We start from the raw sequence: 23291 nt of genomic DNA on the forward strand, positions 1-23291 counted from the left end.
CGGGCCCCCCCCCCCGCCAGCCGGCCCCGGTGCCGGCCGGCAGGCGGGCCAGCCGGGAGAGCGGGGCGGTGGCCATCGCCCGGGCGGCCAGCAGCTCGAGGTCCGGGACCCCGCCCAGCAGCCGGTCGGTCGCCCGGGCCTCGCGCAGCCAGCCCAGCCGCCAGGGCAGCCAGCGCAGCAGCAGCCAGCCCACCGGCAGCAGCACCAGCACGACGGCGAGCACGGTGGCCAGGGTGTGCACGGCGTCCGAGGCGTCCTGCCCGGCGCCGGTCACCGAGCCCCCGGCCTCGCTGAGCGCGCCGAAGGGGGCCGCGAGCTCGTCGCCGACCAGGGGCATCCCGTCGGTGACGCCGGCCGCCGTCCCCATCGAGTCCGAGATCGACCGGCCGAGGTCTGCCACCGCCAGGCCGGGCTCGGCCAGCACCAGCACCGCACCGTGCACCGCCCGGGCGACCAGCACCCACAGCACCGCCCAGGCCACCAGCCCCAGGTCGGCGGCCAGCTGCCGGGTGCGGTGATCAGGACGGTCGGCGTACAGGCGCATCGGGCAGCTCCGGGGTGTTCGCGGCGCGGTGGGTCCCCGGGATGGTGCGTCACCGCGGCCGGGACGGCGATCCGAGCAAGAACGGTCGGGCGCGATCGCCGCGACGGCGGACAGACTCCTCCCATGACGTCGGACCAGGTGCCCACCGGGCGCGACCGGCTCCGCGAGCTGCTGGACGCCGTGCTGGACGAGGACAACCGCACGCTCACCGAGATGGCCGGGGACGCGTTCGCCTCGCCCTGGCACTTCAGCCGGCAGGTGGCCCGGGGAGCGGGGGAGTCGCCGGTCGCGCTGCGCCGACGGGTGGAGCTGGAGCGCGCGGCCTGGCAGCTGGCCGGCGGGGCGAGCGTGACGGAGGTGGCGTTCGCGGCCGGGTACGAGTCCGGGGAGGGGTTCAGCCGGGCGTTCCGCCGGGCCTACGGCCGTTCCCCGGGACAGTCGGGCACCACGCGCGCCCGTGATGGTCACTGGCTCCCGGCGCCCAACGGCGTCCACTTCCACCCGCCCACCTCGCTGTGGGTGACCGGCGAGCAGGGGCCCCGCGGCGGCGACGAGGTCACCGCGCTGCTGGTGCACCACGCCCTGGAGGACACCCGCGCGCTGCTCGGCCTCGCGAAGGGCGTGCCGGAGGACGAGTACCGGCGGTCCCGCGCGCCCGGGCTCGAGGTGCTGCGCTGGGACGGTCCGGAGGAGTCGCTGGCCGCCGTGCTGGACCACCTGGTCTGGGCCACGGAGGTGTGGCTCGCCGCGGTCGAGGGCGCCGACTCCCCGGTGCGCGGAGCCGACGACCCTGCGACGCTGCTGGCCCGGCACGACCGCGCCGCTCCCCGGTGGCTGGCGTTCGTGCGGGAGGTGTCCCGGCGTGGTGCCTGGGGCGACCGGCTGGTCGACGCGCTCTGCGAGCCGCCGGAGACCTTCGTGGTGGGCAGCGTGGTCGCCCACGTGCTCACCTTCGGCGCGCACCGCCGGCAGCTGGCCCGGCACTGGTTCCGCGCGGCCGGCGTCGAGGTGGACGCCGGCGACCCGATCGACTGGCTGAGCAGGAGGAACGCATGACCCGCACCGTCTACTACACCGCCACCTCCCTCGACGGGTTCATCGCCACCGTCGACCACTCGCTGGACTGGTTGCTCAGCCGGGAGAACGACGTCGACGGGCCGATGGGGTACGACGGCTTCATCACCGGGATCGGCGCCGTGGCCATGGGGGCGACCACCTACCTCTGGGTCCGGGAGCACGACCCCGACTGGCTGCCGGAGCAGCCCACCTGGGTCTTCACCCACCGCGAGCTCACCCCACCGCCCGGAGCCGACCTCCGGTTCACCGCCGACGACCCGGCCCGGGTGCACGCGGCGATGGCCGAGGCCGCGGGCGGCAGGGACGTCTGGGTCGTCGGCGGTGGGGACCTGGCCGGCCAGTTCGCCGACCGTGGCCTGCTGGACGAGGTGGTGGTCGCCATCGCCCCGGTGACCCTGGGCGGCGGCGCGCCGTTGCTGCCGCGGCGGGTCGAGCTGGAGGTGCGGGAGTGCGCCCGCAACGGCGAGTTCGTCTGCGTCCGGTACGGGGTGCGGCGGAGTCCGGCCGGCGGCTGACCGGCTCCTCCGGTCAGCGGCCGATCGCGTCCAGCTCGGCCAGGTCCTCGGCGGAGAGCTGGAGCCCCGCGCCGGCGACGTTCTCCCGCAGGTGCGCCGTCGACGAGGTGCCGGGGATCAGCAGGACGTTCGGCGACCGCTGCAGCAGCCAGGCGAGCGCCACCGACATCGGCGTCGCGTCCAGCCGGGTGGCGACGGCCGAGAGCGCCGAGGACTGGAGCGGGGTGAAGCCGCCCAGCGGGAAGAACGGCACGTAGGCGATGCCGTCGGTGGCCAGGGCGTCGATCAGCTCGTCGTCGGTGCGGGCGGCGAGGTTGTACATGTTCTGCACGCACACGATGGGCGCGATCGACCGGGCCTCGGCCACCTGCTCCGCCGTCGCGTTGCTCACGCCCAGGTGCCGGATCAGCCCCTGTTGCTGCAACTCGACGAGCGTCTCGAACGCCGCCGCGAGCGAGCCGGGCCGGGTGCCCGCGGCGTCGCCGAGCCGCAGGTCCACCAGGTCGAGCACCTCCAGCCCGAGGGTCTCCAGGTCCCCGTGCACCTGGCGGCGGACGTCCGCGGGCTCCCGGGCCGTCGGCCAGCCGCCCTGGGCGTCGCGGGTCGCGCCGACCTTGGTCGCGACGTGCAGCTGCTCGGGGTAGGGGTGCAGGGCCTCGCGGATCAGCTGGTTGGTGACCTGCGGCCCGTAGGCGCCACTGGTGTCGATGTGGGTGATGCCGAGGTCGACCGCCTCGCGGAGGACGGCGAGGGCGCCGTCGTGGTCGGCGGGCGGGCCCATGACCCCGGGGCCGGCGAGCTGCATGGCGCCGTAGCCGAACCGGGTGACGGTCAGGTCGCCCAGGGCCCAGCTGCCGCCGGGGAGCGTGGTGGAGAGCGTGCTCATGTCCTGCCTTCTCGGGTGAGGGGGGTGGTGCCGGACGGCTCCACCGAGCAGGCTGGCCCTCGCGCTCTCTGTCGGGTGCGGTACTCCGAGCTCTCCCGCCAGCTGGCCGGCGTCAGCCAGAAGATGCTCACCCAGACGCTCCGCTCCCTGGAGCGGGACGGCCTGCTCACCCGCACCGTGACGCCGACCGTGCCGGTCACCGTCTCCTACGAGCTGACCGATCTGGGGCTCTCGCTGTACGAGACGATCCGCGGGCTCAAGGTGTGGGCCCAGCTGCACATGGACGAGGTGCTCGCCCAGCGCGCTGCGTACGACGACCGGGTCGGGTGACCCGGCGACCGGCCGGACGTGGCCGCTGACACACCTCGGGCGCCGTCCGTGCCTACACTCCGCCCGAGGTGGGCCCCGACCGGGCCGCCCAGACGCGGTGGCACCACCGACACCCCGGTGGCCGGCTACCGAGACCGGGAGTCAGTGCAGATGCGGGTCGGAGTCGTCCGAGAGGTCAAGAACCACGAGTACCGGGTCGCGCTCACCCCGTCCGGGGTGACCGAGCTGGTCGCCGCCGGGCACGAGGTGCTCGTCGAGGCCGACGCCGGGGTCGGCTCCTCCATCCCCGACGCCGACTTCACCGCCGCCGGCGCGAAGATGCTGTCCACCGCCGACGACGTCTGGGCCGCAGCCGACCTGCTGCTGAAGGTCAAGGAGCCGATCGCCGAGGAGTTCGGCCGGATGCGCGCCGACCAGACCCTCTTCACCTACCTCCACCTGGCCGCCTCCCGGGAGTGCACCGACGCGCTGCTGGCCGCGGGCACCACGGCGATCGCCTACGAGACGGTGCAGACCGAGGGCGGTGCGCTGCCGCTGCTGGCCCCGATGTCCGAGGTCGCCGGCCGGATGGCCCCGCAGGTGGGCGCGCACACGCTGGAGCGGGCCTCCGGTGGCCGCGGCGTACTGCTCGGCGGCGTCTCCGGCGTGCACGCGGCGAAGGTCGTCGTCCTCGGCGCCGGGGTGTCCGGGATGAACGCGGCCACGATCGCCCTCGGCATGCAGGCCCAGGTCACCGTCCTCGACCGGGACCTGGAGAAGCTGCGTGCCGCCGACCGGCTGTACCGCGGGCACCTGCAGACCGTCGCCTCCAACGCCCTGGAGGTCGAGCGGGCGGTGCTGGAGGCAGACCTGGTGATCGGCGCCGTCCTGGTGCCCGGCGCCAAGGCGCCCACCCTGGTCAGCAACGAGCTGGTCTCCCGGATGAAGCCCGGCTCGGTGCTGGTCGACATCGCCGTCGACCAGGGCGGCTGCTTCGCCGACTCCCGGCCGACCACGCACGACGACCCGACCTTCGCCGTTCACGACTCGGTCTTCTACTGCGTGGCCAACATGCCCGGCGCGGTGCCGAACACCTCCACCTACGCGCTGACCAACGTCACGCTGCCGTACGTGCTGGCGCTGGCGAACTCCGGGACGGCGGCCGCGCTGGCCGCCGACCCGGCGCTGGCCGGCGGGGCGAACGTCGCCGGCGGGCAGCTGGTGCACGTTGGGGTGGCCGAGGCGCACGGCCTGCCCAGCGTCCCGTGGCAGGAGGTGCTGTCCTGACGGTCGCCACGAGTGCGGGCCCCGCCGTCGAGCGCACGGTCACCGGCTACCTCGACCACCTGACCGTCGAGCGTGGGCTGGCCCCCAACACCATCGCCTCCTACCGGCGCGACCTGCGCCGGTACGCGGAGTTCCTCGCTGCCGGCGGGGTGCGCGGGCTGGGCGAGGTGGGGGAGTCCGACGTCACGGCGTTCCTGGTCGCCCTCCGCACCGGCGACGACGACCACCCGCCGCTGTCGGCGACCTCGGCGGCCCGCGCGGTGGTCGCCGTCCGCGGGCTGCACCGGTTCGCCCTGCTCGACGGGCTGGTCAGCGACGACGTCGCCGCGGAGGTGCGCCCACCCGCCCCGGCCCGGCGGCTGCCCAAGGCGATCCCGGTGCAGGACGTCGAGGCGCTGCTGAGCGCCGCGGCGTCGGTCGAGGGGCCGCGGGGGTTGCGCGACCGGGCGCTGCTGGAGCTGCTCTACGGCACCGGCGCCCGGATCTCCGAAGCGGTCGGGCTGGCCGTCGACGACCTCGACCTGTCGTCCGCGGCGGTGCGGCTGGCCGGCAAGGGCGGCAAGGAGCGCGTCGTCCCGGTCGGCAGCTACGCGGTCACGGCGGTGCAGGACTACCTGGTGCGGGCGCGCCCGGCGCTGGCGGAGAAGGGCCGGTCCGGCGTCCGCGGGGGAGCGCTGTTCCTCAACGCCCGCGGCGGGCCGCTGTCCCGGCAGAGCGCCTGGTCGATCCTGCGGGACGCCGCCGAGCGCGCCGGGATCTCCGCCGAGCTCTCCCCGCACACGCTGCGGCACTCCTTCGCCACCCACCTGCTCGACGGCGGCGCCGACGTCCGGGTCGTGCAGGAGCTGCTCGGGCACGCCTCGGTGACGACGACGCAGGTCTACACGCTGGTCACCGTCGAGCGGCTGCGCGAGGTCTACGCCACCAGCCACCCCCGCGCGCTGCGCTGACCCACCCGCGGGGTGGTCTCGAGATCGGGCTGAGGGCTGCCTCGGCACCCCGGAGGCAGCCCGCAGCCCGATCTCGCCAGCAGGCCGCGGCCCGGTGGGGAGGGCTCGGCGACCACTTGTCGACAAGTTGCCCCGGGTGGTCACGGTCGGCGACGGGCCTGCCGAGAACAGAGCCGGGAGAACGGGCCGGCGGCTTCCCCCTGCCGGCAACGCACGTCCCCCGCCGCAGCCCCGACCGGGAGCCGTGGTCCGCACAGTCCAGGGAAGAGGCAGAAGCGATGTCGTCGAGACGAGCCGAGGCGGCGGCCTCCGCCGTCGCGCTCCCGCGCGGAGGGGCCCCGGCGGGAGACGCCGAGATGGGCATCCCGACGAGCCGCGTCGACCCCGCCAGGGCTCGGCAGCGGAAGCTGCCCGACCCCAAGCCGATCACCTCGCACGGGCCGGCGCAGATCATCGCCATGTGCAACCAGAAGGGCGGCGTCGGCAAGACGACGTCGACCATCAACCTCGGTGCCGCCCTCGTCGAGCAGGGCCGGCGGGTGCTGCTGGTCGACCTGGACCCCCAGGGCGCCCTGTCCGTGGGGCTCGGCGTCCCGGCCCAGGGGCTGGACCGCACCATCTACAACGCGCTGATGGAGCCGGCGACCACGCTCGCGGACGTCCGCGTCGCCACCGGCATCCCCGGGCTGGACCTGGTGCCCAGCAACATCGACCTGTCCGCCGCCGAGGTGCAGCTGGTCAGCGAGGTCGCCCGCGAGCAGACCCTGATGCGGGTGCTCGCCGGGGTGCGCCAGGACTACGACTACGTGCTCATCGACTGCCAGCCCTCCCTCGGGCTGCTGACGGTCAACGCGCTCACCGCCGCGCAGGGCGTGATCATCCCGCTGGAGTGCGAGTTCTTCTCCCTCCGCGGTGTGGCCCTGCTCGTCGACACGATCGACAAGGTGAAGGAGCGGCTCAACCCGTCCCTGGAGATCTCCGGGATCCTCGCCACGATGTACGACACCCGGACCGTGCACTGCCGGGAGGTCTTCAGCCGGGTGGTCGAGGCCTTCGGCGACACCGTCTTCCAGACCGTCATCTCCCGCACGGTCCGCTTCCCGGAGACCACCGTCGCCGGGCAGCCGATCACCCAGTGGGCCCCCACGTCCTCCGGCGCTGCGGCGTACCGCGACCTCGCCAAGGAGGTGCTGGCCCTGTGACGCGCAGGCCTGTGCTCCCCGGTGCCTCCGAGCTGTTCCGGATGACCGACACGTCGGCGGCGGCGCAGCCGGCGCCGGTCACCGAGCTGACGACCCTCGCCGCCACGCAGTCCTCGCCCGCACTGCGCTCCAACGGCTCGCGGGCCGACGACGGACACCCCGAGCCCGCCCCGTTGGCGCTGGTGCCCGACGTGGCCGGCGGTGCGCCCCGCATCGTGGTCGACGAGCTGGCCTCGCACCGCGCCACCATGCCGGCGGCCGCGCCGCTCCGGCCGCAGCAGACCCGGGCGCGCGTCGAGAAGGGCCGCACCCGGCACGAGGAGAAGATCACCGTCTACTGCTCGGCCGACGAGCTGCTCGCGCTGGAGACCGCCCGGCTGACCCTGCGCGGCCAGCACGGCGTGGCCACCGACCGTGGCCGCATCGTCCGGGAGGCGATCGCCGTCCTGCTGGACGACCTCGAGGTGCACGGCGAGAACTCCGTCCTCGTCCGCCGCCTCCGCAAGCACTGAGGGACGGCGCCGTTGATCATCGGCGAGTGGCTGCCCCGCCCGGCGTGTCGGGCAGCCGATCGCCGATGATCAACGCCCGGACGCGGCCGTAGGCTGGTCGGGTGACGACGGGGGAGGTCGGCGACGGGCGGTTCACCGTCCGGCTGACCAACTTCGAGGGCCCGTTCGACCTGCTGCTGCAGCTGATCGGCAAGCACAAGCTCGACGTCACCGAGATCGCGCTGTCCACCGTCAGCGACGAGTTCATCGCCCACCTGCGGGCCCTCGGCGACGAACTCGACCTGGACCAGGCCAGTGAGTTCCTGGTCGTCGCCGCCACCCTGCTGGACCTCAAGGCCGCCCGGCTGCTGCCGGCCGCCGACGTGGAGGACGAGGACGACCTCGCCGTCCTGGAGGCCCGGGACCTGTTGTTCGCCCGGCTGCTGCAGTACCGGGCCTACAAGCGGGCGGCGGAGTTCCTCCGCGGCCGGGAGGCCGAGGCGGCCCGCCGCTTCCCCCGCAACGCCGACCTGGAGCAGCGCTTCGCCGACCTGCTGCCCGAGGTGCTGCTGGGGGTGACGCCCGAGCAGTTCGCCGCCATCGCGCACCACGCGCTGGTGCCCAAGCCGCCCCCGACCGTGAGCGTCTCCCACCTGCACGCCCCCGCGGTCAGCGTCACCGAGCAGCTGCTGCTGGTCCGCAGCCGGATCGCCACCGCGAGGACGGCGACGTTCCGGACGCTGAGCAGCGACTGCGCGCACACCCTGGAGGTCGTCGCCCGGTTCCTGGCGCTGCTGGAGCTGTACCGCCAGCAGCTGGTGACCTTCGACCAGGTCGCGCCGCTGGGGGAGCTGCACGTGCGCTGGACCGGGCCGGAGCTGGTGGGCGGCCGGCTGCCGGACGAGATCGACGCGGACACCGCCGAGCACCTGGAGGAGTACGGATGAGCGACCAGCCGGAGCAGGTCCAGCCGGAGACGGTCCAGCCGGATGAGGTCCAGCCGGATGAGGCAGCGGCCACGGAGCAGGCGTCGCCGGCGCCGTTCTCCTGGGACGCCGTCGCCGCCGAGCTCGCCGCGACCCTCGAGGAGCACGACGAGGAGGCCCTCGCCGCCGGCTGGGGGCAGGTGGCCGCCCAGCTGGCCGCCGACCTCGGCACCCCCGCCGGCGCGCCGCCCGTCGACGTCCCCGATCCCGACCTCGCTCCCGACCTCGCTCCCGACCTGGCTCCCGACCCGGCCGTTCCGTTGGGCCGGGCACCGGCAGCGCCCCCGGTCGAGCTGGAGGTGGTCCCCGAGCCGGAGGCCCCGGTCGAGGAGGCCGTGGCCCCCGCCGTCGACGCGCCGGGGGACGGGGAGCTGGACCCGGCTGCGCTGCGCGGCGGGCTGGAGGCGCTGCTGTTCGTCGTCGACTCCCCGATCGACGAGGGGTCCCTGGCCGCGGCGGTGCGCTGCCCGGTCGCCCGGGTGCGGGCGGAGCTGACCGCGCTCGCCGCCGACTACGACGGCCGGCGGGCCGGCGTCACGCTGCGCCGGGTGGGGGAGGGCTGGCGGCTCTACACCCGGGACGAGCACGCGCCGGTCGTGGAGCGGCACCTGCTGGAGGGCCAGCGCAGCCGGCTCACGCAGGCGGCGCTGGAGACCCTCGCCGTCATCGCCTACCGGCAGCCGGTGACCCGGGCCCGGGTGTCGGCGATCCGCGGGGTGGGGGTGGACGCCGTCGTCCGCACGCTGGTCTCCCGCGGGCTCATCCGGGAAGCCGGATCCGACCCGGACACCGGCGGCGGCCTGTACGTGACGACGCCGCTGTTCCTCGAGCGCCTGGGGCTCACCGGGCTGGACGAGCTGCCCGAGCTGGCCCCGCTGCTGCCGGACACCGGCGCGATGGTGGACGAGCACCCCGACGCCTGAGCACCCCGACGCCCGGCCGGGGACCGGTGACGGGCGGTGTGGTCATGCGGGCCCTGCCCAGGTGGGAGACTGGTGGGGATGGACACGACTGCAGACGACACGCCCACCACCTCCGGCGGCGAGGGCTGGTCCGAGGACATGGAGCTCGCCCCGGCGCACCCCCGGGAAGCTGGGCCGACGGAGCCCGACGACGACGCCCAGGGCGAGCGGCTGCAGAAGGTCCTCGCCCGGGCCGGGGTCGGCTCCCGCCGGGTGTGCGAGGACATGATCGACCAGGGCCGGATCTCGGTGGACGGCCAGGTCGTCCGGGTCCAGGGCAAGCGGGTGGATCCGGACACCGTCGTCATCGCCGTCGACGGCCGGCGGATCGACATCCGCAACGACAAGGTCACCTACGCGATGAACAAGCCCTTCGGCGTCATCACCTCGATGAGCGACGACCGCGGGCGGCCCAGCGTCGGCGACATGATGGGCGACCTGGCCACCGGGCTGGTGCACGTCGGGCGGCTGGACCAGGACACCGAGGGCCTGCTGCTGCTCACCACCGACGGCGAGCTGGCCCACCGGCTGGCGCACCCCTCCTACGAGGTGAAGAAGACCTACCTCGCGCAGGTCAGCGGCTCGGTGTCGCGGGACGTGACCCGCCGGCTGCGCAAGGGCGTGGAGCTGGAGGACGGCCCCGTCGTCGTCGACTCGTTCCAGGTCGTGGACACCCACGCCGGGCAGTCGGTCGTGGAGGTCGTGCTGCACGAGGGCCGCAAGCACGTCGTGCGTCGGCTGCTCGACGAGGTGGGGCTGCCGGTCAACCGGCTGACCCGCACCGCCATCGGCCCGATCGAGCTGGCCCGGATGCGCAGCGGCACGATCCGCAAGCTCACCCGCACCGAGGTCGGCGCCCTGCACGAGCTCGTCGGTCTCTGAGCGAGGGCACCTGGCGACAGCGGCCGCCGACCCACTCGGGTCGGCGGCCGCTGTCGTACCGGGCGGTTACAGCTGGGTGATCTCCACCGGGGTGGTCAGCACCCGGTCGGCGCCGACGACCCGGTCGGGCCCGGTGAGCTGCAGCCGGGCCGCCAGCCGCAGGTCCTCGCTCGAGGCGCCCAGATGCAGGACGACGTCCCCGCTCTCCACGACCCGGCGCAGGTCGCGGCCGGTGAAGGACGCCCGGTCGGCGTGCACGGTGAAGGTGACCCGCGCGGCGGCACCGGCCGCCAGCTCCACCCGGGCGAAGCCGACCAGCTGGCGCACCGGGCGGGTCACCGAGGCCACCGGGTCGTGCAGGTACAGCTGGACGACGTCCGCGCCGGCCCGCTCGCCGGTGTTGCGCACGGTGCAGGAGACGGTCACCTCGCCGTCGGTCGGCCAGGCGTCGGGCGCCTCGCCGGGCTCGGCGCCGTCCACCTCCAGCTGCGACCAGTCGAAGCTGGTGTAGGACAGCCCGTGCCCGAAGGGGAAGCACGGCGTCGGGTCAGCGGCGCTGATGCCGCTCTTCGAGCCCAGCGCGGCGTGCAGGTAGGTCGCCGGTGACCCGCCCGGGGTGCGCGGCACCTGGACCGGCAGCCGGCCGGAGGGGTTGACCCGCCCGCTGAGCACGCCGGCGACCGCTCCGGCGCCCTCCTCCCCGGGGAAGAACGCCTGCACGATCGCGGCGGCCCGGTCGACGACGTCGCCGAGTGCGTACGGGCGCCCGGTCAGCAGCACGACCACGACCGGCTTCCCGGTGTCGAGCAGGGCCTCCAGCAGCTGGGCCTGGGAGCCGGGCAGCCGCAGGTCGTCGGCGTCGCAGCCCTCACCGGAGGTGCCCCGGCCGAACAGCCCGGCCCGGTCCCCGAGCACCGCGAGGCAGACGTCGGCGCCCTCGGCCGCCCGGACCGCCTCGGCGATGCCGCTGGTGTCGGGCTCCTGCACCGGGCAGCCCAGCGCGGAGGTCACCTCGGCGGTGGGGAACTCGGCCCGCACCTGGTCCAGCAGGGTCGGCAGCTCGATGCCCAGCGGCATGTCCGGGTGGGCGACCCCGACGTGGTTGGGGAACGCGTAGCAGCCCATCAGCGCCAGCACGTCGTCGGCGCACGGGCCGACCACGGCGACCGACGCCGGGCTCTGCAACGGCAGCACCTGGGCCCGGTCGGCCAGCAGGACCACCGAGCGCTCGGCCAGCGTGCGGGCGAGGGCGCGCATGTGCGGCGGGTCGAAGTCGATCTCCGCGCCGCCCCGCAGCGCCGACGGGTCGGGGTCCCAGCCGGCGTCCAGGAGGCCCAACTGGCCCTTCTGCAGCAGCACCCGCTCCAGCGCCCGGTCGATGACCTCCATCGACAGCGCGCCGGAGCGCACCAGGTCCAGCAGCGGCTCGCCGTAGCAGCGGACCGTGGGCAGCTCCACGTCGATGCCTGCGGTGAGCGCCAGCGCGGCGGCCTCGGCCGGGGAGCCGGCGACGCCCTGGGTGGTCTCCAGCATGGACACGGAGAAGTAGTCGGCGACGACGACACCGTCGAAGCCGAGCTGGTCGCGCAGCAGGTCGGTGAGCAGGGCGGGGTCCGCACCGGCGGGCACGCCGTCGACCGCGGCGTAGGAGTTCATCACCGAGCGGGCACCCCCCTCGCGCAGTGCCATCTCGAACGGCGGGAGGACGACGTCGGCGAACTCCCGCGGGCCCATCGTCACCGGCGCGTGGTTGCGGCCGGCGGCGGAGGCCGAGTAGCCCGCGAAGTGCTTGAGCGTGGCGACGATGCCCGTGCTCTCCAGCCCGCGGGTGTAGGCCGAGCCGAGGACGGCGACCAGGTACGGGTCCTCGCCGATGGTCTCCTCGGTGCGCCCCCAGCGGTGGTCGAAGCTCACGTCCAGGACGGGGGAGAGGCCCTGGTGCACACCGACGGAGCGCATGAGGTCGCCGATCCCGGCCGACATGGCCTCCACCGTGGCGGCGTCGAAGGAGGCGCCCCAGGCCAGCGGGGTCGGGAAGACCGTGGCCCCCCAGGCGGTGAAGCCGGTCAGGCACTCCTCGTGGGCGATCGCCGGGATGCCCAGCCGGGAGCCGTCGACGATGCCGCGCTGGGTCTGGGCGAGCACCTTGGCGCCGGTCGCCGGTTCGACGGGGCCGGTGCCGAACACCCGGGTCAGCTGACCGAGGCCGGGCCGGGTCAGCTCCTCCCAGGGCGGGAGCGGCTCGGAGAACTCGTGCTGGTTCGGCGCCACCTCCTCGCCCTCGGAGATCGCCGTCCAGACGCCGTAGAGCTGGGCGACCTTCTCCTCGAGGGTCATCTCCTCCATCAGCGCACGGACCCGGGCCGGCAGCGGGCGGGAAGGGTCCTGCCACGGCGCGGGGGCAGGCGTCCCCAGGTCGGGGACGGGCAGGGACTGGGGCTCGATCACGGTGCGGGCTCCTGGGTCGGTTCGGCACGCCGGCGGCGGCGCGGTGGTCCAGCGGTGGGGAAGCCGGGGGCGGGGCCCGGCGCCGGGGGCGGTCGCTGCGGTCAGCGACGAGGGGCGGCGGTGGACGCTCGGGTGACCAGGTGGGTGGCCAGCTCCACGCGCTGGCTGGACAGCTCCCCGCCGTCGATCAGCTCGTGCAGCATGCGGCCGGCGAGCCGCCCCATGTCGGCCAGCGGCTGGCAGACGGTGGTCAGTGGCGGGGACGACCAGCGGGCCATCGGCAGGTCGTCGAAGCCGACCACGCTCAGGTCGCCCGGCACCGAGAGCCCGGCCTGGCGGGCGGCCTCCATGACCCCGAAGGCCTGCTCGTCGCTGCCGGCGAAGACCGCGGTCGGCGGTTCCGGCAGCGCGAGCAGCGCGCGGGTCTGGTCGTAGCCGCCCTGGTGGCGGAAGGTGCCGTGCCGGACCAGCTCCGGGTCGACGGCGATGCCAGCCCGCTCCAGCGCGGCCCGGTAGCCGTCGATCCGCGCCCGGCTGCACAGGTAGTCCTGCGGGCCGCCGATCACGGCGATCCGCCGGTGCCCCAGCTCGACCAGGTGCTCGGTGGCGGCCAGGCCGCCGGCCCAGTTGGTGGCGCCGACGCTGGGGACGTCCTGCCCCGGCATGTCGACCGGGTCGATGACGACCACCGGGAGCCGCGAGCGGCCCAGCCGGCGCTGGTCGGCGGCGGTGAGCCGGGAGGTGACCACGAGGGCGCCCCGTCGGCCGCCGGCGATGAGCGCACCGACCCAGTCGGTGTCCGAGGAGCGCGACTGGGAGGAGACCACCACGTCGAGGCCGCTCTCGGTGACCCCACGCAGGATCTCCACGGCCCAGGGGCTGTCCAGCGCGGTGAAGACGACGTCGACCAGGAGGTCCTCGGGTGCCTTGCGGGCCACCGGGACGTAGTTGTGCTCCTCGAGCAACTGCTGGACGTGCGCCCGGGTGGCCGGGGCCACGTCGGTCTTGCCGTTGACCACCTTGGAGACGGTGGGCAGGGAGACGCCGGCCGCCGCGGCGATGCTCGCCAGCGTCGGTCGGCCCAGCTGTTGCGGTGGCACTCGCGGCCCTCCCGGTCCTCGTTGGGTGCCGGTGCGACCCCGGAGGCGCCCGTCCACCGGGGGGAGCGGTCCGGCCGGCGTCGCTGTCGGCGTGCCCGGGACGTTATCGAAAGTTTCGGTGAATGCATAGTCACCGAGCGGGTGGCTCGGCCGCCCAGCGCAGATGAGGTAACGGTGCTGCAACAGCCTGCCGGGCTGCTGACAGGGTCGTTGACACCCGCCGGTGACGTGGCTTACGTTCCAGCAACTGCCCGAAACTTTCGGTTTTCAACGACGAAACAGGAAAGGTGGCGTGGGATGACTTCCCAGCGTCTGACCCGTGTTGGCGTGTCCGCCAGCACCCTCGTCCTGCTCGCCTCGGTCGCTGCATGTGGGTCCTCGGGCCCCAGCGGCGGCAGTGGCGGCGGTGGGGGTGAGGGCGGCACCGGACAGGTGTGGGCCCTCCAGGACACGACCCTCAACCCCATCGAGGAAGCCTCGATCGAGCGCTTCAACGAGCAGTCGGAGGCCGGCGACTTCGAGCTGGCGACCTTCGGCAACGACCCGTACAAGCAGCGGCTGCGCACCGCGATCGGCTCCCCGCAGGCCCCCGACCTCTTCTTCAACTGGGGCGGCGGCAACCTCAAGGAGTACGTCGACGCCGGCACGGTCGAGGACCTGACCCCGCTGCTGGACGAGAACCCCGAGCTGCGGGACGCCTTCCTGCCCAGCGTCCTCGCCGGTGCGGAGCTGGACGGCAAGAACTACGGCCTGCCGATGCGCGGCATGCAGCCGGTCGTCCTCTTCTACAACAAGTCGGTGCTCGAGTCCGCCGGCGTCGAGGTCCCCGAGACCTGGGACGACCTGCTGACCGCGGTCGACCAGCTCAAGGCCGCCAACGTCACCCCGATCGCCCTGGCGGGCAACCAGGCGTGGACCGAGCTGATGTGGGCCGAGTACCTGCTCGACCGCGTCGGTGGCCCCGAGGTGTTCCAGAACATCCGCGACGGCGTGGAGGGCGACTGGAGCCAGCCCGCGGTGCTCGAGGCGATGACCATGCTCAAGGAGCTCATCGACCGCGGCGGCTTCGGCACCGAGTTCGCGTCGGTCGGCTACGACGTCGGCGGCGCCTCGACGATCCTCGCCCAGGGCGACGCCGGCTTCCACCTGATGGGCTCCTGGGAGTTCGTCAACCAGCTCGGCCAGAGCCCGGACTTCGTCGAGGCCGGCGACCTCGGCTGGGCGCCCTTCCCGGCCGTGACCGGTGGCGAGGGTGACCCGTCCAACCTCGTGGGCAACGTGTCGAACTTCTACTCGCTGACCACCGACTCCGAGAACAAGGAGGCGGCGGAGGAGTTCCTCTCCACCGCGCTGACCGACGAGACCTACATCGACGACCTCATCGCCGCCGGTGACGTCCCGCCGGTGACCGGCGTGCGGGAGAAGCTGGAGGAGGCCGAGAACTCGGAGTACACCACCTTCATCTACGACCAGACGGTGGACGCGGAGAACTTCCAGCTCTCCTGGGACCAGGACCTGGCCGCCGACGAGGCGACCGAGATGCTCGAGCAGCTCTCGCTGTTCTTCCTCGGCGAGCAGACCCCGCAGGGCTTCGTCGACGCCCTGGCCGGCTGAGCCAGGGTCGGCTGAGTCAGCACCCCAACGAGGACGAGAAGGTCATGAGCTCACGAGGGTCATCAACGCAGACGGGGCAGCAGCGTCCGTCCGCGTGGTACGCGGCACCGGCAGTCCTGTTCTTCGGGCTGTTCGCAGTGGTGCCGATGCTGCTGGTCGTCTACCTCAGCTTCACCGACTGGGACGGCTTCGGGTTCCCGCAGCCCTCCGGGGCGGGGAACTGGAGCCGCCTGGCCGGAGACGGCGAGGCGCGCGACGCCCTGGTGCTCACCCTCGTGTTCATGGTCCTGTCCTGGCTGGTCCAGACCCCGGTCGCGCTCCTGATCGGGGTCTGGGCAGCCGGCAGGCAGCGCAACCGGGCGATCCTGAGCTCGCTGTTCTTCCTGCCGCTGCTGCTGTCCACCGCCGCCATCGCGCTGCTGTGGCGCTCGGTGCTCGACCCGAACTTCGGCGTCACCCAGTCGCTGCCCTTGCTGGGCGAGTTCAACTTCCTGGGCGACACCAGCATCGTCATCTACACGGTGATCTTCGTGATCACCTGGCAGTACGTGCCGTTCCACACGCTGCTCTACCAAGCCGCGGCGCGGACCATCCCGGCCAGCCTGTACGAGGCGGCCACGATCGACGGCGCCGGTCGGTACAAGCAGTTCTTCCAGATCACCCTGCCGCTGCTGCGGTACACGATCATCACCTCGACGGTGCTGATGCTGGTCGGTTCGTTCACGACGTTCGACACCGTGCTGATCCTCACCGGCGGTGGGCCCGGGACGGCGACCCGCATCGCGCCCTTGTACATGTACATCACCGGGTTCAGCGGCTTCGAGTTCGGCTACGCCAGCGCCGTCGCGGTGCTGCTGCTCGCGCTCGGTGCCGGCCTGTCGCTCGTGGTCACCAAGGCCACCGGCTTCCGCGACATGAACAGCCAGCAGGAAGGGGCGTGACCGTGGCGCAGACCGCGACTCTCCCGGAGGCCCCCACCGGTGCCACCGCCGCACCGCCCGTCCGTCGTCGCCGGGGCGGCAGCCCCGGCGGACGGCGGGAGCGGCCGAACTGGCTGGCCGGCGTCCTGGCGACGATCTGGCTCGTCATCGTCGCCGTCCCGCTGTACTACCTGGTCGCGGCGAGCTTCCGGACCCGGCAGGACTACCTGTCGACCAGCCCGCTGAAGCCCCCGACGGACCCGACGATCGACAACTACGTGACCGTCTTCGAGGGCGGCTTCCTCACGTACCTGATCAACAACGTCATCGTGACCGTCGCCACCGTGGCCATCGTGGTCGCGGTGACCGTGCCGGCCGCCTACGCGGTGGCCCGCAACGCCGGCCCGCTGGTGCAGCGGTTCTTCTCGATCATGCTGATCGGCCTGGCCATCCCGGCCCAGGCCACGATCATCCCGGTGTACCTGCTGATCACCCAGCTGCGGCTGTACGACACCCTGCTGGCGATCATCCTGCCCACGGCCGCCTTCGCGCTGCCGGTGGCGCTGCTGGTGATGACCAACAGCCTGCGGGACATCCCGAAGGAGCTGTACGAGGCACAGACGCTCGACGGCGCCGGCCCGTTCGGCGTGCTGCGCAACCTCGTGCTGCCGCTGGCGAAGCCGGCGATCACGACGATCTCGGTGTTCACCGCGCTGAACGCCTGGAACGGCTTCCTCTTCCCGCTGGTGCTCACCCAGTCCGAGAGCACCCGCGTGCTCACCCTCGGGCTGTGGGACTTCCAGGGCCAGTTCGGCACCAACGTCCCGGGTCTGCTCGCGGCGGTCACGCTGTCGGTCGTCCCGATCTTCGTGCTGTACCTGGTCGGCCGCCGCTACCTGCTCAGCGGGCTCACCGCCGGCTTCGGGAAGTAGCGGGCCGGTCGTGCGTCAGCTCCCCGGGCGATCCGCCCGACCGGTGCACCGGGTCGGCTCGGCCCGACCGGTGCGCCGGGTCGGCTCAGCCCAGCCGGTGCGCCGGGTCGGCGAGGACGCCGTCCAGGGCGCGCAGTGCCGCACCGGTCGCCCCGGCGGCGAGCGGGCCCCGGGCGCTCAGGATCCGGGGCGCGCGCCAGCGGGCGGACAGCACCCGGCGGGCCAGGTGTCCCTCCAGCGCGGGGCGCAGCAGGTCGGCCAGCTCGGCCAGGTGTCCGCCCAGGACGACGGTCGGGATGCCGACCACGTTGACCACGCCGGCCAGGGCCACGCCCAGTGCCCAGGCGCCCGTCTCGACGGCGGCCGCGCCGGCCGGGTCCCCGTCCCGGGCGAGCCGGGCCAGGTCGCCGGAGGACGCGTCCAGTGGCAGCCCGGCGGCGCGAAGCAGTGCGTGCCGGCCGGCGTAGAGCTCCAGGCACCCGGTGGAGCCGCAGCTGCAGGCCGGCCCGTCGGGCTGGACGCACACGTGCCCCACCTCGCCGGCCCAGCCGGAGCTCCCGGTGACGACCCGACCGTCGAGCACGACGGCGCCGCCGATGCCGATCTGCCCGGACAGGTAGAGGAAGTCACGGTGCGGTCCGGCACGGCCGGGTGCCTCCTGGGCGACCGTGCGGGCCGCGAGGTCGGCCTCGTTGCCCAGGTCGACCGTCAGCCCCGCCGGCAGGACGTCGCCGAGGAGGCCGGCGGTGGGGAGGTCGGACCAGCCGAGGTTGGGTGCGCGCAGCAGTACGCCGGTCAGTTCGTCCACGACGCCGGGCAGCGCGAGTCCGCCGCCGACGAGGCGCAGCCCGGTCGGCGCACCGGCCAGCAGCTCCTCGGTCAGCACGCCCAGCCGGGCGAAGGTGGCAGCGGGCTCGCTGCCGCGGAGGTCGGCCTGCTCGACGCGCTCGGCGACGACCCGGCCGCGCAGGTCCACCACCCGCGCCGCCAGCAGACCGGCGTCCACCTGCAGCCCGAGGGCGGCGAACGCGGCGCCGGGCAGCAGTGGCGTCGCCGGCCGGCCGCGCCGGGGGAGGGGGTCGCGCTCGCCCTCGTCGAGCAGCCCGCCGGCCAGCAGTTCGTCGACCAGACGGGCGGCCGTGGCCCGGGTCATGCCGGTGGTCGCGGCGACGTCCGAGCGCGACGTGGGGCGGTCCGACGCGCACACCGTGCGCAGCACCAGGCCCAGGTTCGTGGTCCGCAGCGTCGACTGCCGGGCCCCGCTCGGCACGTCGGCCAGTCGCTGCGTCACGGGTTGAGGTTAGCCACCTCCTGCCTTATGTTTCGAGGCGAAACAAAAGAACGTCACCCGCAGGGAGCGGGCACCCCGGTGCCGCCCCGCAGCCTCCCGTCCTGCACCCACCTGCGCCACCCAGTGAGAGGAACTCCCCGATGAGCACCCTGCAGCCGACCCCCGAGCACAAGTTCACCTTCGGCCTGTGGACGGTCGGCTGGCCGGCCGCCGACCCGTTCGGCACCGCCACCCGGGCCCCGGTGGACGTGGTGGAGTCGGTGCACCGGCTCGCCGAGATGGGCGCCTACGGCGTGACCTTCCACGACGACGACGTGATCCCCTTCGGCAGCGACACCGCCGCACGGGACGCCCACATCAAGCGCTTCCGCGCCGCGCTGGACGAGACCGGCCTGGTCGTCCCGATGGTGACCACCAACCTGTTCACCCACCCGGTGTTCAAGGAGGGCGGGCTCACCGCCAACGACCGCGAGGTGCGTCGCTACGCGCTGCGCAAGGTCATGCGGAACATGGACCTGGCCGCCGAGCTGGGCGCCCAGACCTACGTCCTGTGGGGCGGTCGTGAGGGCGCCGAGGTCGACATGGCCAAGGACCTCATCGCCGCGCTGGACCGCTACGCCGAGTCCATCGACACCCTGGCCGCCTACTCCGAGTCGCGCGGCTACGGCCTGAAGTTCGCCCTGGAGCCCAAGCCGAACGAGCCGCGCGGTGACATCTTCCTGCCGACCATCGGGCACGCGCTGGGCTTCATCGCCAAGCTCGAGCACTCGCACCTGGTCGGGCTCAACCCGGAGACCGGGCACGAGCAGATGGCGAACCTCAACTTCACCCACGGCATCGCCGAGGCGCTGTGGGCCGGCAAGCTCTTCCACATCGACCTGAACGGCCAGCACGGCCCGAAGTTCGACCAGGACCTGGTCTTCGGGCACGGCGACCTGCTCCAGGCCTTCTCCACCGTCGACCTGCTGGAGAACGGTGGCGTCGACGGCGCCCTGGCCTACGACGGTCCGCGGCACTTCGACTACAAGCCGCTGCGCACCGAGGACATGGACGGCGTGTGGCGCTCGGCCGCCGCCAACATGCGCACCTACCTGCTGCTCAAGGAGCGGGCCGCGGCCTTCCGGGCCGACCCGGAGGTGCAGGAGGCCCTGGCCGCCGCACGGGTGCCCGAGCTGCGTCAGCCCACCCTCGGCGAGGGCGAGACCATCGAGGACCTGCTCGCCGACCGGTCGGCGTTCGAGGACTTCGACGCCGACACGGTGGCCAAGCGCGGCGCCGGCGTCGTCCGGGTCGACCAGCTGATGCTCGAGCACCTGCTCGGCGCCCGCTGACATGACACTGGTGGCCGGGGTCGACTCGTCGACCCAGTCGTGCAAGGTCGTGGTGCGGGACGCCGAGAGCGGTCGCCTGGTCCGAGAGGGCCGGGCGCCGCACCCCGACGGCACCGAGGTCGACCCGGCCGCCTGGGAGGCGGCGCTGCAGACGGCGATCGACGAGGCCGGCGGCCTCGCCGACGTCGCTGCGGTCGCCGTCGGCGGACAGCAGCACGGCATGGTCTGCCTGGACTCCGACGGCGAGGTCGTCCGCCCGGCGCTGCTGTGGAACGACACCCGGTCCGCCCAGGCCGCGACCGACCTCACCGCCGAACTCGGTGGTGGGCAGGCCTGGGCCGACGCCGTCGGCCTCGTGCCGGTCGCCTCGTTCACCGTGACCAAGCTGCGCTGGCTGGCCGAGCACGAGCCGGGGAACGCGGCGCGGACGGCGGCGGTCTGCCTCCCGCACGACTGGCTCACCTGGCGGCTGGCCGGTTCACCCGGCCTGGACGCCCTGGTCACCGACCGGGGGGACGCCAGCGGGACCGGCTACTGGTCACCGGCCCAGGAGGCCTACCGGCTCGACCTGCTCGAGCGCGCCTTCGGCAGCACCCCGGTGCTGCCGAGGGTGCTGGGGCCGGCCGAGCGGGCCGGTGCGGTGGCCGACGGCGCCCTGGGCGCGGCCGGCGGTGCGCTGCTCGGCCCGGGCACCGGGGACAACGCCGCGGCCGCGCTGGGCATCAACGCCGAGCCCGGTGACGTCGTCCTCTCCGTCGGGACGTCGGGGGTGGTGTCGACCGTGTCGAGCACCCCGAGCGCCGACCCGACCGGCACCGTCGCCGGGTTCGCCGACGCCACCGGCAACTTCCTGCCGCTGGTGGTCACGCTGAACGCGGCCCGGGTGCTGGACGCCACGGCGCGGCTGCTCGGGGTCGACCACGACGAGCTGTCCCGGCTGGCGCTCACCGCACCCGCCGGCTCCGGTGGACTCGTCGTCGTCCCCTACCTGGAGGGCGAGCGGACGCCGGACCGGCCGCACTCGACCGGGGCCGTGCACGGGCTCACCCTCTCCACCGCCGACCCCGCGCACCTGGCGCGGGCGGCGATCGAGGGCCTGCTCTGCGGGCTGGCCGACGGGCTGGACGCGATCGCCGCCCAGGGCAACCCGGTCCGCCGGGTCTTCCTGGTCGGTGGGGGTGCCCGGTCCGAGGCGGTCCGCCGGCTGGCTCCCGCCGTCCTCGGCGTGCCGGTGCTCGTTCCGCCGGCAGGGGAGTACGTCGCCGACGGCGCTGCTCGGCAGGCCGCCTGGGTGCTGGCCGGTGGCAGCACCGCACCGGTGTGGCCGGCCACCAGCACAGAGACGCACGAGGCGGACCCGGTGCCGCACGTGCGCGAGCGGTACGCCGAGGTGCGGGAGATGACCGCCACCCGGGTGTGACCCGCAGTACACAGCACGTCCGCGAGACCGCATGATCAGCACAGCACCCCCGTGACCCCACCCACTCGGATCGTCCGGCACGTTCCTGCCGGTAGGAGGACCACACCATGGCGTCTGTCACCTACGACTCCGCAACCCGCCTGTACGCCGGGTCCGAGCGCCCCGCCGTGGACGCGCTCGACCTCGAGATCGAGGACGGTGAGTTCCTGGTCCTGGTCGGCCCGTCCGGCTGCGGCAAGTCGACCTCGCTGCGGATGCTCGCCGGCCTGGAGGACATCGACGGCGGGCGGATCCTCATCGGCGGTAAGGACGTCACCGACGTCGCCGCGAAGGAGCGGGACATCGCGATGGTGTTCCAGAACTACGCCCTGTACCCGCACATGACCGTGGCGGACAACATGGGCTTCGCGCTCAAGATGGCCGGCATCGGCAAGGAGGAGCGCCGCTCGCGGGTCGAGGACGCCGCCAAGCTGCTGGACCTGGAGCCCTACCTGGACCGCAAGCCCAAGGCGCTGTCGGGTGGTCAGCGGCAGCGGGTCGCGATGGGCCGGGCTATCGTCCGCTCCCCGCAGGTGTTCCTGATGGACGAGCCGCTGTCGAACCTCGACGCCAAGCTGCGCGTGCAGACCCGCACCCAGATCGCCTCCCTGCAGCGGCGCCTCGGCGTCACCACCGTCTACGTCACCCACGACCAGGTCGAGGCCATGACCATGGGCGACCGCGTGGCGGTGCTCAAGGACGGGCTGCTCATGCAGGTCGGCAAGCCGCGTGAGCTCTACGACTTCCCGGCCAACGTGTTCGTCGCCGGGTTCATCGGCTCGCCCGCGATGAACCTGTTCGAGCTGCCCCAGGTCGACGGCGGGGTCGCGTTCGGCGACACCGTGTACCCGGTGGGCCGGGACGTGCTCGGCCACGCCGCCGGCAGCCAGATCACCGTCGGCGTCCGCCCGGAGGACCTCGAGGTCTCCGCGAACGGGCTGCCCATCGACGTCGACGTGGTGGAGGAGCTCGGCGCCGACGCCTACGTGTACGGCCGGACCAAGGTCGGCGACGGCGAGCACGAGATCATCGCCCGGGTCGACGGCCGGCGCCCCCCGGCCAAGGGCGAGGTCATCCACGTGACCCCGCGGCAGGGCCACGTGCACCTGTTCGACGTCGTCAGCGGCGAGCGCCTCGGATGACGGTGCTGCCCACCGGCGAGCAGTACGTGCTGCGCTGCGCCGACGCGGAGGCGGTCGTCGTCGAGGTCGGCGGCGGTCTGCGCAGCTACCGGTCGGGTGGCCGGGACGTGGTCGACGGCTACGGCGAGCGGGAGATGGCCGGCAACGCGCGTGGCCACGTCCTGGCGCCGTGGCCCAATCGGCTGCGCGACGGCCGCTACACCTGGGACGGCGAGGAGCACTCCACGCCGGTGTCGGAGCACGAGACCGGCAACGCGATCCACGGCCTCGTCCGCTTCCTGCCCTGGCGGGCGGTCGACCGGACCAGTGACTCGGTACGGCTGGAGCTCCTGCTCCACCCGCAGCCGGGCTACCCGTGGACGCTGCGGCTGCAGGTCGGCTACGAACTGACGCCGGCCGGGCTCAGCGTGCAGACCACCGCCACCAACGAGGGCGACGTCGCGCTGCCCTACGGCGAGGGCCACCACCCCTACCTCGCCGCCGGCGCCGGGCTGCGCGTCGACGACTGCACGCTGGTCGCTCCCGGGGCCACCCGGCTGGAGACCGACGAGCGCGCGCTGCCCACCGGCGCGAAGGAGGTCGACGGCACGCCCTACGACCTGCGTGCGGGCCGGCTGATCGGGGAGCTGCGCATCGACCACTGCTTCACCGACCTCGAGCGGGACGCCGACGGGCTGGCCTGGGTGCGGTTCACCGGCCCCGACGGGCGCGGTGCCGCGGTCTGGCTGGACACGGCCTACAGCCACCTGCAGCTGTTCACCGGCGACGTCGTGCCCGAACCGCGCCGCCGGCAGGGGCTGGCGGTCGAGCCGATGACCTGTCCGCCGAACGCCTTCGCCACCGGGGAGTCGGTGATCCGCCTGCAGCCGGGCGAGTCGACCACCGCGACCTGGGGCCTCACGCCCCTGGGCTGAGCCGACCGACCACCTCTCCCGCCGTCCGGCGGGAGAGGTGGCGCGGGCT

General features: G+C 73.9%; 22 protein-coding genes. 17 read left to right on the forward strand and 5 right to left on the reverse strand.

Annotation, left to right across the window (positions count from 1 at the left end):
* Positions 1-544: hypothetical protein (locus tag IN07_RS17145; protein ID WP_036337779.1), on the reverse strand; the 544-nt coding region annotated here is incomplete at its 3' end.
* Positions 545-667: 123 nt separating this feature from the next.
* Between IN07_RS17145 and IN07_RS17150 the strand changes: the two genes are divergently transcribed.
* A complete protein-coding gene (locus tag IN07_RS17150) occupies positions 668-1600 on the forward strand; it encodes a helix-turn-helix domain-containing protein (RefSeq protein WP_036337781.1) in 933 nt (310 codons plus the stop codon).
* Positions 1597-2136 carry a dihydrofolate reductase family protein gene (locus tag IN07_RS17155; RefSeq protein WP_036337783.1) on the forward strand — a complete coding sequence of 180 codons (540 nt, stop codon included), beginning with the start codon at positions 1597-1599 and terminating at the stop codon, positions 2134-2136. The genes IN07_RS17150 and IN07_RS17155 overlap by 4 nt, the downstream gene beginning before the upstream one ends.
* A gap of 13 nt (positions 2137-2149) precedes the next feature.
* Here the strand turns inward: IN07_RS17155 and IN07_RS17160 are convergent, their stop codons facing one another.
* Complete coding sequence (locus IN07_RS17160) at positions 2150-3022, reverse strand: aldo/keto reductase family oxidoreductase (protein ID WP_036337786.1); 873 nt, start codon at positions 3020-3022, stop codon at positions 2150-2152.
* Between the two features lie 75 nt (positions 3023-3097).
* Between IN07_RS17160 and IN07_RS17165 the strand changes: the two genes are divergently transcribed.
* The 8 genes from IN07_RS17165 to IN07_RS17200 all read left to right on the forward strand — a co-directional run bounded on the left by IN07_RS17165 (position 3098) and on the right by IN07_RS17200 (position 10091).
* Entirely contained in the window at positions 3098-3352 is a 255-nt protein-coding gene (locus IN07_RS17165) for a winged helix-turn-helix transcriptional regulator (protein WP_231558439.1), read from the forward strand.
* 150 nt (positions 3353-3502) lie between these two features.
* Positions 3503-4618, forward strand: coding sequence for an alanine dehydrogenase (gene ald, locus IN07_RS17170; RefSeq protein ID WP_036337970.1), 1116 nt, complete (start codon positions 3503-3505; stop codon positions 4616-4618).
* Positions 4597-5568, forward strand: coding sequence for a site-specific tyrosine recombinase XerD (gene xerD / locus IN07_RS17175; protein ID WP_231558440.1), 972 nt, complete (start codon positions 4597-4599; stop codon positions 5566-5568). Before ald ends, xerD begins: the two co-directional genes overlap by 22 nt.
* Positions 5569-5846: 278 nt before the next feature.
* The gene (locus IN07_RS17180; RefSeq protein WP_036337788.1) at positions 5847-6770 is read left to right on the forward strand and encodes a ParA family protein; all 924 of its coding nucleotides are present in this window, start codon (positions 5847-5849) and stop codon (positions 6768-6770) included.
* A complete protein-coding gene (locus tag IN07_RS17185; protein ID WP_036337791.1) occupies positions 6767-7282 on the forward strand; it encodes a hypothetical protein in 516 nt (171 codons plus the stop codon). The genes IN07_RS17180 and IN07_RS17185 overlap by 4 nt, the downstream gene beginning before the upstream one ends.
* A 101-nt stretch (positions 7283-7383) precedes the next feature.
* A complete protein-coding gene (locus IN07_RS17190; protein WP_036337793.1) occupies positions 7384-8208 on the forward strand; it encodes a segregation and condensation protein A in 825 nt (274 codons plus the stop codon).
* Positions 8205-9170, forward strand: a complete 966-nt coding sequence (gene scpB, locus IN07_RS17195) for an SMC-Scp complex subunit ScpB (RefSeq protein ID WP_036337795.1) — start codon at positions 8205-8207, stop codon at positions 9168-9170. The genes IN07_RS17190 and scpB overlap by 4 nt, the downstream gene beginning before the upstream one ends.
* A gap of 78 nt (positions 9171-9248) precedes the next feature.
* Positions 9249-10091 (forward strand): pseudouridine synthase, encoded by an 843-nt coding sequence (locus IN07_RS17200; protein ID WP_063124222.1) that lies wholly within the window; start codon positions 9249-9251, stop codon positions 10089-10091.
* Positions 10092-10157: 66 nt separating this feature from the next.
* Here the strand turns inward: IN07_RS17200 and IN07_RS17205 are convergent, their stop codons facing one another.
* Both IN07_RS17205 and IN07_RS17210 read right to left on the reverse strand, forming a co-directional pair.
* Positions 10158-12539 carry a beta-xylosidase/alpha-l-arabinosidase gene (locus IN07_RS17205; RefSeq protein ID WP_052091407.1) on the reverse strand — a complete coding sequence of 794 codons (2382 nt, stop codon included), beginning with the start codon at positions 12537-12539 and terminating at the stop codon, positions 10158-10160.
* 101 nt (positions 12540-12640) lie between these two features.
* Positions 12641-13639: a LacI family DNA-binding transcriptional regulator gene (locus IN07_RS17210; RefSeq protein WP_036337797.1), complete on the reverse strand. Its 999-nt coding sequence runs from the start codon at positions 13637-13639 to the stop codon at positions 12641-12643.
* A gap of 327 nt (positions 13640-13966) precedes the next feature.
* On the opposite strand from IN07_RS17210, the gene IN07_RS17215 reads away from it, so the two are divergent.
* The 3 genes from IN07_RS17215 to IN07_RS17225 are packed head-to-tail and all read left to right on the forward strand — an operon-like array spanning position 13967 to position 17105.
* The gene (locus IN07_RS17215; RefSeq protein WP_231558441.1) at positions 13967-15253 is read left to right on the forward strand and encodes an ABC transporter substrate-binding protein; all 1287 of its coding nucleotides are present in this window, start codon (positions 13967-13969) and stop codon (positions 15251-15253) included.
* Between the two features lie 44 nt (positions 15254-15297).
* Positions 15298-16194, forward strand: a complete 897-nt coding sequence (locus IN07_RS17220) for a carbohydrate ABC transporter permease (protein ID WP_036337802.1) — start codon at positions 15298-15300, stop codon at positions 16192-16194.
* Positions 16191-17105, forward strand: coding sequence for a carbohydrate ABC transporter permease (locus IN07_RS17225; protein WP_036337803.1), 915 nt, complete (start codon positions 16191-16193; stop codon positions 17103-17105). The genes IN07_RS17220 and IN07_RS17225 overlap by 4 nt, the downstream gene beginning before the upstream one ends.
* An 85-nt stretch (positions 17106-17190) precedes the next feature.
* Here the strand turns inward: IN07_RS17225 and IN07_RS17230 are convergent, their stop codons facing one another.
* Positions 17191-18396, reverse strand: a complete 1206-nt coding sequence (locus IN07_RS17230; protein ID WP_081975491.1) for an ROK family protein — start codon at positions 18394-18396, stop codon at positions 17191-17193.
* Positions 18397-18536: 140 nt separating this feature from the next.
* Here IN07_RS17230 and xylA point away from each other — a divergent pair, with 140 nt between their 5' ends.
* From xylA to IN07_RS17250, 4 genes are all read left to right on the forward strand, one after another.
* The gene (gene xylA, locus IN07_RS17235) at positions 18537-19727 is read left to right on the forward strand and encodes a xylose isomerase (protein ID WP_036337806.1); all 1191 of its coding nucleotides are present in this window, start codon (positions 18537-18539) and stop codon (positions 19725-19727) included.
* Position 19728: 1 nt separating this feature from the next.
* Positions 19729-21147 carry a xylulokinase gene (gene xylB, locus IN07_RS17240; protein ID WP_036337809.1) on the forward strand — a complete coding sequence of 473 codons (1419 nt, stop codon included), beginning with the start codon at positions 19729-19731 and terminating at the stop codon, positions 21145-21147.
* A gap of 107 nt (positions 21148-21254) precedes the next feature.
* Positions 21255-22328 (forward strand): ABC transporter ATP-binding protein, encoded by a 1074-nt coding sequence (locus IN07_RS17245; RefSeq protein WP_036337812.1) that lies wholly within the window; start codon positions 21255-21257, stop codon positions 22326-22328.
* Positions 22325-23242, forward strand: coding sequence for an aldose 1-epimerase family protein (locus IN07_RS17250; protein ID WP_036337815.1), 918 nt, complete (start codon positions 22325-22327; stop codon positions 23240-23242). Before IN07_RS17245 ends, IN07_RS17250 begins: the two co-directional genes overlap by 4 nt.
* Positions 23243-23291: the final 49 nt, after the last annotated feature.

It is taken from the genome of Modestobacter caceresii (assembly GCF_000761485.1).
Classification (GTDB): domain Bacteria; phylum Actinomycetota; class Actinomycetes; order Mycobacteriales; family Geodermatophilaceae; genus Modestobacter; species Modestobacter caceresii.